The organism is Thermostichus sp. MS-CIW-38 (assembly GCF_054058415.1).
Genome location: NZ_JBSSAH010000009.1, coordinates 1 through 15804, shown reverse-complemented (window position 1 = coordinate 15804; position 15804 = coordinate 1). Strand labels below are relative to the sequence as shown.

The window sequence follows — 15804 nt, the reverse complement described above, 5'->3', positions numbered from 1 at the left end:
CCCTAGCGTACCCCCTGCAATCTTGAACCAAACCCTGCCCTCTCACGGCTGGGGACGAAGTCAGTTCGGCGCACCTTGCTCAAAAACCTGCTGAACCAAGCCGCTGACGATGGAAAGTACAATTGCGCCGATAAACGCCCAGCCGAAATTATCGATGTTGAAAGCATTCCCGGCCAGCTTATCGGCAATGACCAAGCAGATGCCGTTCAAAATTAGCCAAAACAAGCCCAGGGTAAGAATTGTAATCGGCAGGGTGATCAACCGGAGAATCGGCCTGACCAAACCATTGACCAGACCAATGGCCAGAGCCGCCACCAAAGCACCCCCGAATCCAGAGACGTGGATCCCGGGCAAAAGCCAAGCCAGGATCATTACACTCAAGGCTGACATCAGCCAGGTGGCCAAAAGAGTTGCCATGCTCCCTCCTCTGCCCTGATGGGGCCGCGATTTTGCCCTCTATGCTAGCCGATCTGCTCAGGGATCCCTTGCGCAGAAACCTCTTCAGGGCTGTAAGTTTGCAGGGCCAAAGCATGAATGCTCCGCCCCATGTGTTCCGCCAGAGCGGCATACACCAGGCGATGTCGCTGTAGGGTCGTTTTGCCGACAAACGAAGGCGACACTACTTGAACTCGGTAGTGCCCTCCTGTCCCGCCCCCGTGGCCGATGTGAAGGTGGGACTCATCCTCCACCTGCACATGAAGAGCCTGCAGCTTCTCCATCAGGTGCTGCCGAAGGTAGTCGGGGGTAAGCATGGCAACCCCTCTGGATGAGATGGGATCCCTTAAGATTGAGCCGTGGCCTTAGCAAAGGCTGCCTCGACCAGCGGACGCAGCTCGTTGCGGGCGTGCATCTCTTGGATGATGTCGCAACCGCCCACAAACTCCCCATCAATATAAATCTGCGGGATAGTAGGCCAGTTGGAAAACTCTTTAATCCCCTGGCGGATCTCAGGATCCTCGAGTACGTTAATCGCCGTGTAGGGGAAGCCCAAACTATCCAGCACACGAACGGCGGCATAGGAAAACCCACATTGGGGCATTTCCGGGGTGCCCTTCATGTAGATGAGCACCTTGTGGGTGCGGATTTGCTCACGGATTTTCTCTTCCAAAAGGGGATCCAGCATGGTGTTCAGCCACTATAGCGACAACAGTCGATAGGCAAACTAGCATCCTATCGAGATCTCATTTTCGTCTACTTTTAACATGCTCGACACTTTTCCCACGGTTGGGCCGAGAGATTCTCTCATAGACTCTGTTCTACGGACGCCACCAGCAAGCCCCATTGCCCAGGGCTGGCCCAAGCCCCCAACCTATCCAACCTATCCAGGCAGCGACCCCAGGATCCATGTTAATTTCTACACCAACATGGTTAGCGACAGGGTCGGCGACAAACCTCAAACCCTGATTCTTCCGTTGACCCGGTCGATCCCGCTCTGGGCAAGGGTTTCAGGCCCCTCGGCGGAGAAAAACAAGGGGAAATTGCAGCCGAAAACAAGACCTCTGGGCAAGGGTTATAATCGGGGGGAGTCGCTTCCCTTCGGGGAAGTGGAATTAATGGAAACGCTGTAATTAAATTTCAACCCATGAAGTTTTTTGAAAAATACCTTACCGTTTGGGTCTCGCTATGCATTGCTGCAGGCATTGGTCTTGGGAAAATACTGGGGAATTCTGTTTCGGTGCTTGAAAGCTGGCAGATATATACCATCAACATTCCGGTAGCGGTGTTGGTTTGGATGATGATCTACCCGATGATGGTACAGATTGATTTTTCATCGATAGGCGGTGTTTCAAAAAATTGGAAAGGACTGGCGCTGACAGTTACTGTAAACTGGCTGATCAAACCTTTCACCATGGCATTGTTTGGATGGATTTTCTTTAAAAATCTGTATGCTACCTGGATCACTCCGGAAGATGCAGACCAGTACCTGGCAGGCGCCATTCTGCTGGGTGCCGCACCCTGCACAGCCATGGTGTTTGTGTGGAGTTATTTGGTAAGAGGCGATGCCAATTATACGTTAATACAAGTTTCAGTCAACGATCTTATTCTGCCGGTTGCATTTGTACCCATTGTAAAATGGCTGCTGGGAGTAACCAACATACAGATACCGTATGAAGTACTGATTACTTCGGTGGTTGTTTTTGTTGTTATACCGCTAACTACGGGCTATCTGACCAATCGGATATTGCTTCAACGAAAAGGAAAGGATTGGTTTGAACAAAAATTTCTTCCGGCACTTCGTCCTGTTTCCATACTAGCATTGCTTTCAACCCTGGTTTTACTCTTTGCCTTTCAGGGCGAACACATACTGGATCATCCATACACCATTTTGTTGATAGCCATACCACTGACCATTCAAACCTACTTCATATTTTTTATAACCTGGCTGGGTGGAAAATTGCTCCGTTTATCACATCCGGTTTGTGCACCGGCTGCGATGATTGGTGCCAGTAATTTTTTTGAACTCGCAGTTGCCGTGGCCATATCACTTTTTGGTCTTAATTCAGGTGCGTCGTTAGCCACGGTGGTTGGTGTACTCATAGAAGTACCCATCATGTTATCGTTGGTAGCCATCGCTAACAGTTGGAGGTATTAAATAAATCCAGATAAGTAACATTTCCCCATCCACTTCGCAATTGGAATCTGATTCTGGCGGCGGTTTGAGAAGCATACGGGCTTAAATCTATTGTCTTGGTTGCCTATTGTGATGGGGTAGGTACAAATGCAGTGGTCATATCAGGTGCTGTAGCCAATGGACTCGGGCCTGTATTATTACCATAAGATGCTAATCGTATCCAAGTATTGCCACAATCAGTGGTGATACTTACTATTAATGAATCAGTCGCTTCCCTTCGGGGAAGTGGAATTAATGGAAAAATTAATGGAAACAAACCAAGTGATCCCCTTTCACTTCCAGCCAGTGCCCACCTGGATAATCGGGGCTACGGCTGCCTCGGTCTGCTTTTAAGAGCTGGATCCCGGCTTCTACCTGTTCAAAGGTGGGGTGGTGGGGCAACACCAGGGACAAAAACTGGAACATTACCTGCCGCTGCAGAGCCAAGGGGGCAGCCCGCAAGGGATCCCGTCGCAGCCCTGGCAAAGCGGGCTCATATACCTGTGGCCATAGCTGAGCTGCTTGAGCTACCACCAGCTCATGTTCTGCTTGCAGCAGTGTGGCAGCCCGATTCAGGGCCGCTTCCAGTTGCGGATTAAAGTGCTGTTTCAAGTAAGGCATCACCTCTAGGCGGAGACGGTTGCGGCAATGGGCCAGATCTTGGTTGCTGCGATCCGGCCAGACCGGCAATTGGTGCTGCTGGCAAAATTGTTCGGTTTCCCAACGGTATAGACCCAGCAGGGGTCGCACCACCTGGGCAGAGGTGGGATCCCGGTCGTCTAGGTGCCGCTGCCAATCCAGGCTGCTCAGCCCGGCGGCTCCTGTTCCCCGCAACAAGTTCCACAAAAACGTCTCTGCTCGATCCGTGGCCGTATGCCCCATCACCACGGCGCTGCAATCCCAGATGCGGGCCCATTTGTCCAGTTGTTGGTAGCGCCAAGCCCTGGCCCCTGCTTCGTCTCGGCGGATGGGATCCGCAGTCTCAACAGCATGAGGCAGTCCCTGCTGCTGCAGCCACCCCTGCAAAAAGCGAGCACACTCCGTTTCATCTGCCGACCAGCGGTGATCGCAATGCAAAACGAAGAGCTGCCAGCCCCAGCGAGGCTGTAGATCCCGCAGGATTTGGAGCAGGCAAAAAGAATCTTGCCCGCCCGAAAAAGCCACCAGCAGTCGCTGGCCAGGGTGAAGAAGTTGCCGCTGCCGAATGGCGCACTGTACCCGCAGGTGGAGAGGAGAGAGCCTGGCCACAGCTTGCTATTGCTCAGGTGCAACCCAGACCCTGCCTGCCTTCATGGGATCCCTTAGGCAAGAGCTCGGGTCAGATGAGAGGCCACCGCCTGCACAGCAGCAATGCTGCGCTCGTAGGCCATTCGGGTCGGCCCCAGCAAGGTGACCGTACCCAGAGGAGCTGAGCGACGGTGGTAAGTGGAGGCGATAACCGTACAGTGGTGCAGAGACTCCAGTGGATTCTCGCTGCCAATGTAGATGATCACCGGGGTCTTGCGGGCAGACTGTCCCGACTCCTGATCCATCTCCGTTGAGCTCGGCAGAGAGGGCAAACCCCCATCGGCAAAATGGAGCCCAATCATCCCCTGAAGTTGCTTGGCTCCCTCCTCGATCAACTGCATCACTGCCTGCACCTGCCGGGCCTGGGAAAACTCCGGCTGACGCATCAACTCGGCCATACCGGCACTGAACACCTGCCCCAGAGAGGGCTGTAGACAGCGTTGCACCACCGAGCGCAGCAGTTGCTGGAGCCAATGGCCGTAGGTACGAAATTCTTCATCCAGTTTCAGCCAGCTCAGATCCTGCAACTCGGCAAAGGTTTTGCCCCGCAGCTTCAGGGTGAGAAAGTTGCTGAGCAATTGCAATTCATCTTCCAAATCCTCTCGGGAGTCGCTGGGCCAGTCGGGGGGGCTGACCAGAGCTGAATGGGTTTGATAGGAGTCGGTTACCACCAACACCATCACCCGCCCTGGCGCTACCGACACCAACTGCACATGATGAATGGCTACCACCGGCCCCTGAGGAGGAGTGATGAGAGCAATGCAACCGCTCAGATGGGCCAAAAGCTGAGCTACCCTTTGCAGGAGGCTGTCTAGGTCGTCTCCCAGCTCACGGCCAAGCTGATCCATCAACTGTTGCAGAGCGGGATGGGGATCCGGCTGAGGAGCATCGTGGGGGATCCCACCGCTGTTGGCAGAGGTCAACAAATCGTTGACATAAACCCGATAGCCAAAGTCGGAAGGAACCCGTCCGGCGGAGGTGTGAGGCTGAAACAGCAATCCCACTTGCTCAAGGGTGGCCAGGTCGTTACGAATGGTGGCCGTGCTCACCCCAAAGTTGTAGGACTGGGCCAAGGTTTTGGAACCGACAGGTTCAGCCGTCGCAATGTAGCTGCGCACCGTCGCCCAGAGAATCTTCCGCTGGCGGGGAGTCAGTTCGAGTTTCATAGCCGATCAAAAGAACCCAGTCAACGCCTATCAAAGGAAACTGTTAATACAGAGCCGGTAAATTGCTCCAGGATAAACCAACTCAGAGCTGAGATAGGAATCCAGACAGACTTTTACATCTTCTAATCTATATGCATCTATTGTTACTCTTTATATAGCGGGTTGCCTAGGAAGGAAGTTGCAAAACCCGATGTCGGAAGAGGTTGAGACTGCTGCTTGTGCAGGAGAGAGTGAAATCTCTTGTAGCCTGGGCTCCCCTTTTTTGCCCAGAGGTGGTAGAAGATGAACTACGGCTAGCCACCTTGTTGCGTAGCAACAGTCCGCTGCGCCAAGACTGGGGATTTCTGCGCATGAGTTCGGTCAACTCTAGGCCAACTGGGCCTGCTGCTGTCCCCCCTGTATCCTTTTTTATCTTTGAGGTTGTCCCGTGTACTTATCCCCCCAGGAGAAAGACAAGTTGTTGATCTACCTGGCTGCCCAGTTGGCTCGGGATCGGCGGCAGCGGGGCCTCAAACTCAATTACCCTGAGGCGGTGGCCTACTTGAGCGCAGCAGTCTTGGAAGGGGCGCGGGAGGGGAAAACGGTCGCCCAACTGATGAGCGAGGGGCTGACGTGGCTGACCCGCGAGGACGTGATGCCCGGGATCCCAGAGATGATCCCGGAAATTCAAGTGGAGGCTACTTTCCCCGACGGAACCAAGCTGGTTACCCTACACCACCCCATTCGCTAGGGATCCCCCAGATGCTCCAAAGACCCAGAGACTTCAGGAGGTCGTCCCCATGGCTCGCCAATCCAGAACCAACCCTGCTGCCAACGCAGAGCCGGCCCTGATCCCAGGGGAACTGTTGCTGGCAGAGGATCCCATCCAAGCCAACGTCGGACGGGCCACCGTGACCCTGGAGGTTACCAACCGAGGGGATCGGCCCATTCAGGTGGGATCCCATTTTCACTTTTTTGAGGTGAACCGAGCCCTGGTTTTCGATCGCGCCGCCAGCTTTGGCATGCGCCTCAACATCCCTTCCGGCAACGCAGTGCGTTTTGAGCCAGGGCAAACCCATCGGGTAACGCTGGTGGCTTTGGGGGGCAAGGGGTTGGTGCATGGCTTCAATCGGCTCACGGAGGGCACGATACGCTCCGCTGCCCAGAAGCGGCTGGCTCTGGCCCGATTGCAGGAGTGGCTGGGTGAAGCAGCCCATCCGTAGGGGGAATATGCCCCCCTCAAGTGTGCAGCTTTGGGCAGCGGTGTCAAGGCTCAACCCCATCCCCGTCTCTGCTCAGATTCAGGACAGTAGGGCTATCCTATTTCTCCTCTAGGAGCTGACAGATGTCAGAGCGCGAGACTGTCTTGTGGATGTGGGTGCAAGGCTTGGGGCTAAATCTTTCTGGGTTGGCGCTGTTGGCAGCAGCAGGCGCCGCCTTTGGGCCTCTCAGTTGGACAGGTGCAACGGTGGCGGTGATGTTGAAGCTCATTGGGGATAGCCAACTGGTGCGGGGCTACTGGCTCTGGCAAAGCCAGCGGCAACAGAAGGGATCCCAGCCCGTCAGCTCAGCAGCGGCAGTGCTCCACAGTCAAGCTTGAGACATTGCCCGGCACTTGTCCGGTCTCCGACTCGAGAATGCCAACGCGACCACCTCTACTCCCTTCTGGCACTGGCAAGCCTCACTGTACAAGCCTCACTGTAAATGAGCCACGGTCACTCCAGTACCGCCGTCTTCGGGATCAGCGGCTGAAAAACGCTGAACGCGCGGGTGATTTTGGAGATAAGCCTGGACGCCGGCTTTCAGGCGCCCTGTGCCGTGGCCGTGGATGATCCAAACCGGGCCGGGAGGAGCTTGGGCAAAGTGCTGTTCCAGAATGGCCTCAGCATCAGCAACGGTTTTCCCCCTCAGATCGAGGGTGTTCTGGCTGGTGCGCAGGTTCAGGGGAGCGGTGGCTGCAGGGGAGGGAGGTGGGGCTTTGGGGCGTTGGCGTTGCTTAGCCTGGTGTTCATCAATGGGATCCAACTGCCCCCGTGGCACTGTGAATTTGAGGATGCCGCTGCGCACTACATATACATCTCCTTCGATGGCGATCACCTCTCCCGTCTGCCCCAAGCCTCTCAGCCGCACCCGATCTCCCACCTCTGGCACAAACTCCATATCCACGGGCGGCGGTGGGGGAGAGTAGCGCTGCTGGATTTGCGCCAGCTCGGCAGTAATGCGTTGGGGATCCTCTCCCTGCTGCAATCTGCGGATGGCGGCAGCCACTTCCTGACGGGCAGCAGCCAACAGGGCTTGCAGTTCTTGGTTTTGCTTGTGCTCCAGTTGAGCTTCTCGCTCGGCAATTTGGCGGCTGCGCTGCTGCATTTGTTGATGTAGGCTCTCCAGCTCTCGATGCAGGGATCCCACCTGGGCCGCCCGCTCTTCCAATTGAGCCCGCTGCGCTTCCAGGCCGGCAATGACCCTATCCACCTGGCTTTCCCCTTGCAGGTGCCGATGGGCCCGCCGCAGAATCTCTGGATCCAACTGCAGCCGTTGGGCAATGGCCAAGGCGTTGGAGCGGCCTGGGATCCCCCACAAGAGGCGATAGGTGGGGGCCAGGGTGACCTCGTCGAACTCCACCGAGGCATTTTCAAAGCCGGGATGTTGGTATTTCAGGGCCTTTAGCTCGCCGTAGTGGGTGGTAGCCAGGGTGAGCAGTGCCCTTTCCGAGAGGTACTCCAATAGCCCAGCCGCCAGGGCAGCTCCTTCGGTGGGATCCGTGCCCGCCCCCACCTCATCCAACAGGACAAGGGCCGGCTCCGGAGCAGACTGCAGGGCCTGCACGATGCGGCTGATGCGGCGGATGTGCCCCGAAAAGGTGGAGAGATTTTGTTGCAGCGACTGCTCGTCCCCAATGTCGGCGTAAACCCCGTCGAACCAAGGCAGCTGGGGCGGATCCTGAGCCGGCAGGAAGATCCCCGCCTTGGCCATGAGCACCAGCAGGCCCAGGGTTTTCAGGGCAACGGTTTTGCCGCCGGTGTTGGGGCCGGTGATAACCACGACACGAATGGAGTCCGCGAGGGTGAAGTCGATGGGGACAACGGCAGAACCTTGACCCTCCGAAGGGGCGGCGGCGCGGGACTGCCAGAGCAGCAGAGGGTGCTTGGCCTGACGCAGGCGCAATCCTGCCGAGACAAACTGGGGACGATTGCCCTCCAGCCAGAGGCTGTAGCGACCCCGAGCCAGAGCCACATCCAACCCCACCATCACCCCCTGCAGATGCTCCAGATCGGTGGCGACGGAAGCCACCTGAGCCGAGAGCGCGGCCAAGATCCGCTCTTCCTCCGCCTGAATCTGAGCTTGGGTTTCTCGCCAGCGGTTGCCCAGTTCCACCACAGCGTAGGGCTCCACATAGAGGGTGGCTCCACTGGCAGAGCTGTCGTGCACAAGGCCGCGGATGAGATCCCGATGGGTGGCCTTCACCATCAGGACAAACCGCCCCTGCCGCTGGCCAATCAGGGTATCCTGCAGCGCCTGGGGGTACTGGCTCATCAACTGTTGCAGCTGCTCTTGGATCTGGCTGCGTTGCCGCCGCTGCTGCTGGCGCAGATCCGCAAGGGTAGGGCTGGCGCTGTCCCGCACCTCACCATGCTCCTCCAGGCAGCGGAAGATCTCCTGCTCCAGCTCCGGGTAGGTGCGCAGGTTGCTCACCCAGGCCTGCAGGTGGGGCAGATGGTCATGATCATCGATCAGACGACGAATGCGGCGGGCCGCCCCCAGAGTTGTAGCAATCTGCACCAGCTCTTCCCCGCTCAGGATCCCCCCCCGTTCGGCCCGTTCCAAAGCCGGCAGCAAGTTGTGGATCCCTGCCATAGAAAGTCCCCCGGCCTGTGTGCGATCGAGGCGGATCGCCTCTTCCGTCTGCTCAAGGTAGGCTTCGCTGTCGGCGCGGCTCTGCCAGGGATCCAGCTCCAAGCAGGCGCGGCGGCCCAAGGGTGTGGCCGCAAAGGTGGCCAAGTGCTGACAAAGACGGGGCCACTCCAGCAATTCCAAGGTTTCTTGCCGTTCGCCTTGGCAGGCCGTAGGCCTTGGGGAGGGATCGGGCTTGGAGAAGACTGGCAGCGGGTGCAAGGTGGGGACGGTGGGCATTAACCATTCAGCGATGCAAAGAACCCTGGAGACGCAGTTGCTTCATCTCTTGCAAAAACTGCTGTTGATACTTGAGGAAGGCAGTGTGCCACTCGCGGAAGCGACGTTCGCCATCCCGCACCAGCATCTGGCGGTACTGCTCTGAGTTGAGACGGGGCTGAGCAAAAGATGGGTTCATAGGGATCGGGGACGCTCTCCATCCTATTGTGGCAGGCTCTGGGTCGGCTTCCACAGATAGCTTTTGGTGAGAGGGGCACGCTGATAATGGCGCCGTTGTCTCACGCGCTGCCTCTGGTGATTTTCCCAAGAAGCTGAGCTCACCGAAAAACTGGGTTCAAAGCCCCGCCCTACCGCTGTGGGGTTCGCCTTGGGTGTCCTGTGGAGGGTGGAAGTGAGCTGCATTCACGGCCAAACTGAACCTCACAAGCCTGCCATACTGAAGGAAGTTGCTGCACTCAAAACACTCAAGATCCGTGCGCAAACGAGTCACCCTCATTTTCCCCCGCCATTTGGTGAATGTGCCTCTCACCTATCGGTTGGCCAAAGACTTCGATGTGGCTGCCAATATCGTGCGCGCCAGGGTAGCCCCCAACGAAGTGGGTACTTTGGTGGTGGAGCTGTCGGGGGATATCGACCAGGTGGAAGCAGGCTTGGAGTGGGTACAGTCTTTGGGCATTGAGGTGACTGAACGGGCCAAGGAAATTCAAATCGACCCAGACTTGTGCGTGGACTGTGGATTGTGTACGGGAGTTTGCCCAACCGAGGCCCTGAAGATTTCTGCTCCCAGCTGGAAGCTGGAGTTCTCTCGCAACCGCTGTGTCATGTGCGAACAGTGTGTTGCCACCTGCCCCGTTGGGGCGATCAGCACCAGCTTGTAGTCAGTTTGTGGTCAGTTGGCTGAGTTACGAACTCCCCCAAGCTGACAAATCCCTTTACAATCCTGTTAGATTTGTTGGACATAGGTCTAGCTGCGGAGCGCACTCGACATGGCTTCTACTACATCGTTGATTGGGTTAACTTATGCCGGTTTGGCTGTTCTCTATTTGCTGGTGCTGCCTCTGTTGTCTCTGCTGTACGTGGACAAACGCTGGACTTCAGGCAGTGCTTGGGAAAAGGTGCTGATGTTTTTCTTGGTCTTGTTTTTCTTTCCCGGCATGGTGCTCTTGGCTCCCTTCATGACGTTTCGGCCCAAGCCTCGGTCGCTGTAAGGTCAGCCGTTTGTCGATCCACTGAGCCATGCGCAGATTGGACGTTCTTGGCATAGGCTTGGCCCTGCTGCTGGGGGGAGGGATCCTCTACGGCCTGCTGCTTTGGGCGGGCTTGGATACGGGGGCCGCGCAGCAGATATCGAGCGTGGTGCTTCTATTGGCCTGCTTGGGGTGGACTTTTGGCTACCTGAGGCGGGTGCTGCGGGGGGAAATGACCCTGAAGGCTCAGTGGGCCAGCTTTGAGACCCAGCAACTTCAAGAGAAACTCCACTCGCTGTCTCCGGAAGAGTGGCAGGCCCTGCAAGCTGAATTGGAAAGTGAGAAAGAAGGGATCCCAGATTGAATTGAGCAAGACAAACGTTGAGGCTGTCGGACAGGCCGCACCCAGAAATTGGCTGTCGGCTGCTGGGGATCCCGATTTAATCCGGATTTAATTTGTAGAGTGTTGGGCCTAAACAGCAGCACTTGTATATCCGGTCACCATTTGCTCCCCTTAAGGATGCTACATTACTCCCCGCGCAAGATTCTGGCGTACGACGGATTATTAAGTGGTGCAAGCCTTTGCCTTTCCTTCTACTCGCATATCTCCATCCACTGTGAGAAAAACCATACTGCTAGCTCAGGGCCAGCCCTTGCAATCTCATCTCTGGCAGTTGGGGCTGGAGTCTCAGGGGCACTCTGTGGTGCCGATTTCCCCACGTGAAGATCTGCTAGAGGCGGCAACAAGCCAGCCGCTGGATCTGATGGTGGTGGACATGACGACGGGGCTGTTTAACCCCTATGCCTTTTGTCGAGAGTGTCAAAGCAGGCTGCCCAACATCCCTGTTATCCTGACTCATCACCCCCGCCGCCACATCGAGCCCGCAGAGCGGCGCTGGGCAATCTACCAGGGGGCAGCAGATGTGATCCCTGGCTTGGCGGAGGCCGGCGACCTTCTCCACTCCCTCGAACGGATTTACGAGGCTGCCAGGTGGTTTTTGCCTATTGACACGGAGGCGCTCCACAGGGCTCTGAAGCAGGCGGGCTTATGGCCGGCGGAGGTCAGCCGTACATCTTCTTCCACCCCTCCCCCGCAGCCGAGCGCCCACTCTCCCACCGCCCCTCCACAACCCATCACCGCGGAAGGGGATCCAGGGCAAAAAGACTTGACCCCGCAGGTGAAGTACCGACTGATGTACCGGGGTCGCCCTGTCGATTGAGGTACTCGTTCCAACCTGCCGTCACTCGTTTTTCCTCGTAGCTTCTCGTAGCTTCTTGCCCTGCCAGGGTTGAGCTGCCGATTGGCAACGAGCAGGATGCAATCGCTGCAGCCCCGGGCAGCAGTGTATGGCTTCGCCATGCAAGCTACCCGTCTTGTTCAGCGTCAATGTATCAGCGAAGTCTGCTGGCAGAAATTGTGGAATGGATCACCTGGCCAGCAGAGGGGCCTGCAGAACTGATAGAGTTTTGGCACCTCTGCCTTCCCATTGCCCATGACCAAGCCCAAAGCCGGGATCCTCTACAACGACGCCAAACCCGCCGCCAAACGCAGCAGCGAAACCCTAGCCCGCTGGTTTCAGGAGCAGGGCTGGGAAGTCTGTGTGGCCCCCAACTGGGGCGGTATCCTCGGTTATGCCAAGCCCGACAGCCCCATCTGCCTGACCAAAGTAGATAGCCTGGCCCCGGCTGGATTTGATCAAACCATGAAGTTTGCGGTGGTGTTGGGGGGAGATGGCACCGTCTTGGCAGCAGCACGGCAACTGGCCCCCAAAGGGATCCCCTTGTTGGCGGTGAATACGGGCCATCTGGGCTTTCTGACGGAGACCTACCTTCCTCACCTAGAAGAGGCAGCCAGTGCCGCCATTGCCGGGGAATACACCCTGGATCGCCGCAGCATGTTGCTGGTGCAAGCCTACCGAGGGCAAGAATTGCGCTGGGAGGTCTTGAGCTTAAACGAGATGGTGTTGCACCGCGAGCCTTTGACCAGCATGTGCCACTTCGAGATCACCATCGGGGATCACTCACCTCTGGATGTGGCTGCCGACGGAGTCATCTTGGCTACTCCCACCGGCTCGACGGCCTATGCTCTCTCGGCGGGTGGGCCGGTGATCACACCGGGGGTGCCGGTTTTGCAGCTGATTCCCATCTGCCCCCATTCCATGGCGTCGCGGGCCTTGGTCTTCCCCGATTCGGAGGAGGTATGGATTAGCCCCGTTACCCCTCAGCCACTGGTTTTGGTGGTAGATGGAAATGCCGGCTGCTACATCATGCCGGAAGACCAGATTCGGGTGGTACGTGCCCCCTATTGGACAGATTTGATGCGCCTGCGCCGACCGGAATTTTTCCGGGTTATGCGAGAGAAGTTGGGGTGGGGACTGCCCCACGCTTCCAAGCCCACGTCGGTGGAGTTGCCTTAACTTTGCCGAGGCAGGACAAGCCATAGCTGCAAAATGGCCAATGCCCTTAACAACTCCACCCCTCTGTCGCTATGATGGTTAGGCTCGGAAGCGGATGTGGCGGAATTGGTATACGCGCACGTTTGAGGGGCGTGTGGCTTTGCCTTGCGAGTTCGAGTCTCGCCATCCGCATTACGCAATTAGTACGCGTTATTCATTAGTCCCTCTCCCAGAGAGGGAGAGGGGAAGCTGGCTTCGGCCTTTGGCACTATTCCCGAACGGCACCCTGCAGGCGTGCGCCCCAGGTGCGAGCAAAGCGCAGGTCAGCCCCAACCAGGTTGGCGTCGCGTAGATCGGCCCCCCGCAAGTCGGCGCCGTACAGGGATGCAGAAGAGAGATCGGCCCCCCGCAGGTTGGCCCCCCGCAAGTCTGCCCCCTCCAGGTAAGCGCCACTCAGGTTGGCTCCGCTCAATTGGGCCCGTCGCAAATTGGCCCCCACCAGGTAAGACTGGCTGAGATCGGCACCTGTCAAGATGGTGCGCTCCAGATTGGCCTCGATGAGATCGGAACCGCTGAAATTGGCCTCCGCCAAATCCAGATTGCTCAGCTCAATGGATCCCAGGCGGCAGTTGGGACAGGTGCGGGAAGCCATGAGGTAGCGCATAAAACAAGAGTTGTAGGTTGTGGCTGCGGCAGAGGAAGCCAAGGCTGCCGTGGCCAGTATTGCCCAAATGGCGGGAACTTTGAGATTGAGGTTCATGGTTACCAAGCCTCACAATTTTGAAGGTTTACGTGAAGGGACACAGCAGAGGGGGATGGTTCTGCGCTGGTCACATGATAGTGGCATCTTCTGGCTTCGGCCACTCCGCAGGTCTGTCTGGCCCACCTGATAGCAGGCTCTCTCAGGGCGGGATGACGTTTGGAGTCCTATCGTCCCGAAGCTGCCGGGCCGTTGCCAACACTGGGAAGGGGTGGATCTTTGAGCAGCGGCTGCACCCAATGCCAAGACAGTTGCCCCAACCCCACCAAAACCCCGAGTATTGCCGAGGAAGTCAGGACGCGATCCCAGCGGATTTCCCGCCAGCCGGCAGGGCTGGTTGTTGGCCTTCTTGGGTTGAGTTTCTCGGCAACAGGAAGCGGGCGATGGCGCAAAAAGTGCCCACAGCGACGACAGCGATAATCGGAGTTGGAGTTGAGCCAGTAGCAAGCTGGGCAGCGAAGCATGGGAAGGCCAGGGATCCCCTAGTGAAATGATCCCATTTTGAGGGGGGCGAGCAGTTGCCGTGAGCTATGAGAACCCCATTAGGGATCCCTCCGGTTGGCTTGAGAGGGATCCACTTTGCCTACACTCCCCTGGATTGTGGGCGGGGTTTGGGGCATCTTTGAGGAAGTAGCCTGTGCGCTGCGGCAGCCGGGATCCCTGTCGGTTGGAGAGAATCAGCCCTACAGAATCAGTAAGCATTGATCAGCAGCCCTGTGCCGGCCCTATGCAGATCTACTTAGAAAACATCTGTAAGCGCTATGGCCGCCGTGAGGTGGTGAGCGACGTTAGCCTGAACATTCAGCAGGGGGAAATCGTGGGGCTCCTGGGCCCCAATGGGGCGGGGAAAACCACCACGTTCTACATCATGACTGGCCTGATCCAGCCCAACCGCGGCCATGTCTGGTTGGATGACCAAGACATCACCCACCTGCCCATGCATCGCCGGGCCCAATTGGGGATCGGCTACCTGGCCCAGGAGCCGAGTATTTTTCGTCGCCTCAGCATCCAAGACAACCTGCTGCTGATCATGGAGCAAACGGGGGTGCCTCGCCGCCTCTGGCAGCAGCGGCTCAACCAACTGCTGGAGGAGTTTCGCATCGCCCACGTGGCCCACAGCCTGGGCCTGCAGGTATCGGGGGGGGAGCGTCGCCGAGCGGAGATCGCCCGTGCCTTGGCCGCTGGGATCCACGGGCCGAAATTTCTGCTGCTGGATGAGCCCTTTGCGGGGGTGGATCCCATCGCGGTGGCGGATATTCAGGAGGTGGTGGCCAAGCTCAAGCAACGGGGCATCGGTGTTTTGATTACTGACCACAACGTGCGGGAGACGCTGGAGATCACCGACCGGGCCTATATCCTCAACGACGGGGCCATTTTGGCCAAGGGCACGGCGGCGGAGCTGGCGGCGGATCCCTTGGTGCGCAAGTATTACCTGGGGGAGAAGTTCCGTCTCTAGGGCAGCTCCAGGTCACCTCCAGGAGTACAGAGCTCGCAGGCGTTGGCTTTTCTTGTGCTGGTGGGTCTGCATCCGAGCCAGCAGCTCGTCCAGGAGGGCAACCGCCTCCAGCAGGTAGGGGCCCTTGTTGAGCATCACACATTCGGCGCGGGCAGACATCACCGCATCGGAAAGCTCAGGCCGCGAGGGCAAGCCCTCCTTGGTGAGCTGATCCAGCACCTGGGTAGCCCAGACCACCGGCACCTGGGCTGCCTCGCAGATCCACAGCAGTTCCTCCTGGATCTCGCCCAAGCGCAGCCAACCGATCTCCACAGCCAGATCGCCACGGGCAATCATCACCCCCAGGGGCCGGCAGCCGGCAACGGTCGCGATCAAGGCCGGCAGATTTTTTACCGCCCGCTGCGTTTCCATCTTGAGGATCAAGCCCAAATCGGGGCGAGCCTGCCGCCGCTCCAGCTCAGAAACCAGCAACTGCAAGTCCGCTGGCTGCTGGACAAAGGAATAGCCCACCAAGTCGGCATGCCGCACCACAAAGTCCAGGTCTTGGCAGTCTTTGTCGGTAAGGGAACGGATCTGGAGCTGACTGTCAGCTAGAAATCGCAGGAGCCCCGCACTGTACCCATAGGGTCAGTGCCGGGAGGAATGCGAGGTTACAATATAACCATGACCCAAGTCCTGACCGTCTCCTGCAAGCTCAAGGTACCCCAGTCGCAAGCCGCCAAATTGGACGCGACGATGGAGGCTTTTGGCCAAGCCTTGAATTGGGTCAACCAGAACACGCCGGAGAAGATCGTCAACGCGGTCAAGCTGCAATCCCTTTGCTACTACGAG

General features: G+C 57.6%; 20 protein-coding genes, 1 tRNA gene and 2 pseudogenes. 12 read left to right on the top strand and 11 right to left on the bottom strand.

Going from position 1 to position 15804, the window contains the following annotated elements; translation table 11 throughout:
• Positions 1 to 60: 60 nt before the first annotated feature.
• The 3 genes from ACVWXZ_RS05135 to grxD are packed head-to-tail and all read right to left on the bottom strand — an operon-like array spanning position 61 to position 1123.
• Complete coding sequence (locus ACVWXZ_RS05135; protein ID WP_457403310.1) at positions 61 to 417, bottom strand: phage holin family protein; 357 nt, start codon at positions 415 to 417, stop codon at positions 61 to 63.
• A 44-nt stretch (positions 418 to 461) separates the two neighbouring features.
• On the bottom strand, positions 462 to 752 hold the full coding sequence (locus ACVWXZ_RS05130) for a BolA family protein (protein ID WP_414383123.1): 291 nt from the start codon (positions 750 to 752) through the stop codon (positions 462 to 464).
• Positions 753 to 781: 29 nt separating this feature from the next.
• Positions 782 to 1123 (bottom strand): Grx4 family monothiol glutaredoxin, encoded by a 342-nt coding sequence (grxD, locus tag ACVWXZ_RS05125; RefSeq protein WP_011433932.1) that lies wholly within the window; start codon positions 1121 to 1123, stop codon positions 782 to 784.
• 459 nt (positions 1124 to 1582) lie between these two features.
• Between grxD and arsB the strand changes: the two genes are divergently transcribed.
• Positions 1583 to 2593: an ACR3 family arsenite efflux transporter gene (gene arsB, locus ACVWXZ_RS05120; RefSeq protein ID WP_457392819.1), complete on the top strand. Its 1011-nt coding sequence runs from the start codon at positions 1583 to 1585 to the stop codon at positions 2591 to 2593.
• Positions 2594 to 2875: 282 nt separating this feature from the next.
• On the opposite strand, the gene tilS is transcribed toward arsB, so the two are convergent.
• On the bottom strand, positions 2876 to 3859 hold the full coding sequence (gene tilS / locus ACVWXZ_RS05115) for a tRNA lysidine(34) synthetase TilS (protein WP_457482235.1): 984 nt from the start codon (positions 3857 to 3859) through the stop codon (positions 2876 to 2878).
• 53 nt (positions 3860 to 3912) lie between these two features.
• A complete protein-coding gene (gene hrcA / locus ACVWXZ_RS05110) occupies positions 3913 to 5064 on the bottom strand; it encodes a heat-inducible transcriptional repressor HrcA (RefSeq protein WP_414344420.1) in 1152 nt (383 codons plus the stop codon).
• Positions 5065 to 5491: 427 nt separating this feature from the next.
• Between hrcA and ACVWXZ_RS05105 the strand changes: the two genes are divergently transcribed.
• The 3 genes from ACVWXZ_RS05105 (at position 5492) to ACVWXZ_RS05095 (ending at position 6643) form a co-directional block, all read left to right on the top strand.
• Positions 5492 to 5794, top strand: a complete 303-nt coding sequence (locus tag ACVWXZ_RS05105) for an urease subunit gamma (RefSeq protein WP_011433938.1) — start codon at positions 5492 to 5494, stop codon at positions 5792 to 5794.
• Positions 5795 to 5843: 49 nt separating this feature from the next.
• The gene (locus ACVWXZ_RS05100; RefSeq protein ID WP_457403312.1) at positions 5844 to 6266 is read left to right on the top strand and encodes an urease subunit beta; all 423 of its coding nucleotides are present in this window, start codon (positions 5844 to 5846) and stop codon (positions 6264 to 6266) included.
• 122 nt (positions 6267 to 6388) lie between these two features.
• Positions 6389 to 6643, top strand: coding sequence for a hypothetical protein (locus tag ACVWXZ_RS05095; RefSeq protein ID WP_011433939.1), 255 nt, complete (start codon positions 6389 to 6391; stop codon positions 6641 to 6643).
• Positions 6644 to 6738: 95 nt separating this feature from the next.
• On the opposite strand, the gene ACVWXZ_RS05090 is transcribed toward ACVWXZ_RS05095, so the two are convergent.
• Positions 6739 to 9174 (bottom strand): endonuclease MutS2, encoded by a 2436-nt coding sequence (locus tag ACVWXZ_RS05090; RefSeq protein WP_457441805.1) that lies wholly within the window; start codon positions 9172 to 9174, stop codon positions 6739 to 6741.
• A 7-nt stretch (positions 9175 to 9181) separates the two neighbouring features.
• Entirely contained in the window at positions 9182 to 9352 is a 171-nt protein-coding gene (locus ACVWXZ_RS05085; protein ID WP_187147233.1) for a hypothetical protein, read from the bottom strand.
• 295 nt (positions 9353 to 9647) lie between these two features.
• Between ACVWXZ_RS05085 and ACVWXZ_RS05080 the strand changes: the two genes are divergently transcribed.
• The 6 genes from ACVWXZ_RS05080 (at position 9648) to ACVWXZ_RS05055 (ending at position 12949) form a co-directional block, all read left to right on the top strand.
• Entirely contained in the window at positions 9648 to 10052 is a 405-nt protein-coding gene (locus ACVWXZ_RS05080; RefSeq protein ID WP_414344412.1) for an NIL domain-containing protein, read from the top strand.
• Between the two features lie 108 nt (positions 10053 to 10160).
• Positions 10161 to 10382 (top strand): NAD(P)H-quinone oxidoreductase subunit L, encoded by a 222-nt coding sequence (gene ndhL, locus ACVWXZ_RS05075; RefSeq protein WP_414331907.1) that lies wholly within the window; start codon positions 10161 to 10163, stop codon positions 10380 to 10382.
• Between the two features lie 28 nt (positions 10383 to 10410).
• The gene (locus tag ACVWXZ_RS05070) at positions 10411 to 10725 is read left to right on the top strand and encodes a DUF3007 family protein (RefSeq protein ID WP_414399663.1); all 315 of its coding nucleotides are present in this window, start codon (positions 10411 to 10413) and stop codon (positions 10723 to 10725) included.
• A 289-nt stretch (positions 10726 to 11014) separates the two neighbouring features.
• On the top strand, positions 11015 to 11581 hold the full coding sequence (locus tag ACVWXZ_RS05065) for a response regulator (RefSeq protein ID WP_457482234.1): 567 nt from the start codon (positions 11015 to 11017) through the stop codon (positions 11579 to 11581).
• A 273-nt stretch (positions 11582 to 11854) separates the two neighbouring features.
• The gene (locus ACVWXZ_RS05060) at positions 11855 to 12778 is read left to right on the top strand and encodes an NAD(+) kinase (protein WP_011433945.1); all 924 of its coding nucleotides are present in this window, start codon (positions 11855 to 11857) and stop codon (positions 12776 to 12778) included.
• A gap of 90 nt (positions 12779 to 12868) precedes the next feature.
• A tRNA-Leu gene (locus tag ACVWXZ_RS05055) sits at positions 12869 to 12949 on the top strand.
• Between the two features lie 76 nt (positions 12950 to 13025).
• On the opposite strand, the gene ACVWXZ_RS05050 is transcribed toward ACVWXZ_RS05055, so the two are convergent.
• The 3 genes from ACVWXZ_RS05050 to ACVWXZ_RS05040 form a co-directional block, all read right to left on the bottom strand.
• Complete coding sequence (locus tag ACVWXZ_RS05050) at positions 13026 to 13517, bottom strand: pentapeptide repeat-containing protein (protein WP_457403317.1); 492 nt, start codon at positions 13515 to 13517, stop codon at positions 13026 to 13028.
• A gap of 167 nt (positions 13518 to 13684) precedes the next feature.
• Positions 13685 to 13981, bottom strand: coding sequence for a hypothetical protein (locus tag ACVWXZ_RS05045; protein ID WP_011433947.1), 297 nt, complete (start codon positions 13979 to 13981; stop codon positions 13685 to 13687).
• 64 nt (positions 13982 to 14045) lie between these two features.
• A complete protein-coding gene (locus ACVWXZ_RS05040; RefSeq protein ID WP_414332112.1) occupies positions 14046 to 14219 on the bottom strand; it encodes a hypothetical protein in 174 nt (57 codons plus the stop codon).
• 25 nt (positions 14220 to 14244) lie between these two features.
• On the opposite strand from ACVWXZ_RS05040, the gene lptB reads away from it, so the two are divergent.
• Complete coding sequence (lptB, locus tag ACVWXZ_RS05035; RefSeq protein WP_011433949.1) at positions 14245 to 14973, top strand: LPS export ABC transporter ATP-binding protein; 729 nt, start codon at positions 14245 to 14247, stop codon at positions 14971 to 14973.
• A 12-nt stretch (positions 14974 to 14985) separates the two neighbouring features.
• Here lptB and ACVWXZ_RS05030 read toward each other — a convergent pair.
• A pseudogene (locus tag ACVWXZ_RS05030) lies at positions 14986 to 15561 on the bottom strand (pyruvate kinase); the annotation flags it as partial.
• Between the two features lie 75 nt (positions 15562 to 15636).
• Here ACVWXZ_RS05030 and ACVWXZ_RS05025 point away from each other — a divergent pair.
• Positions 15637 to 15804 (top strand): annotated as a pseudogene (locus tag ACVWXZ_RS05025) (RNA-guided endonuclease TnpB family protein); the annotation flags it as partial.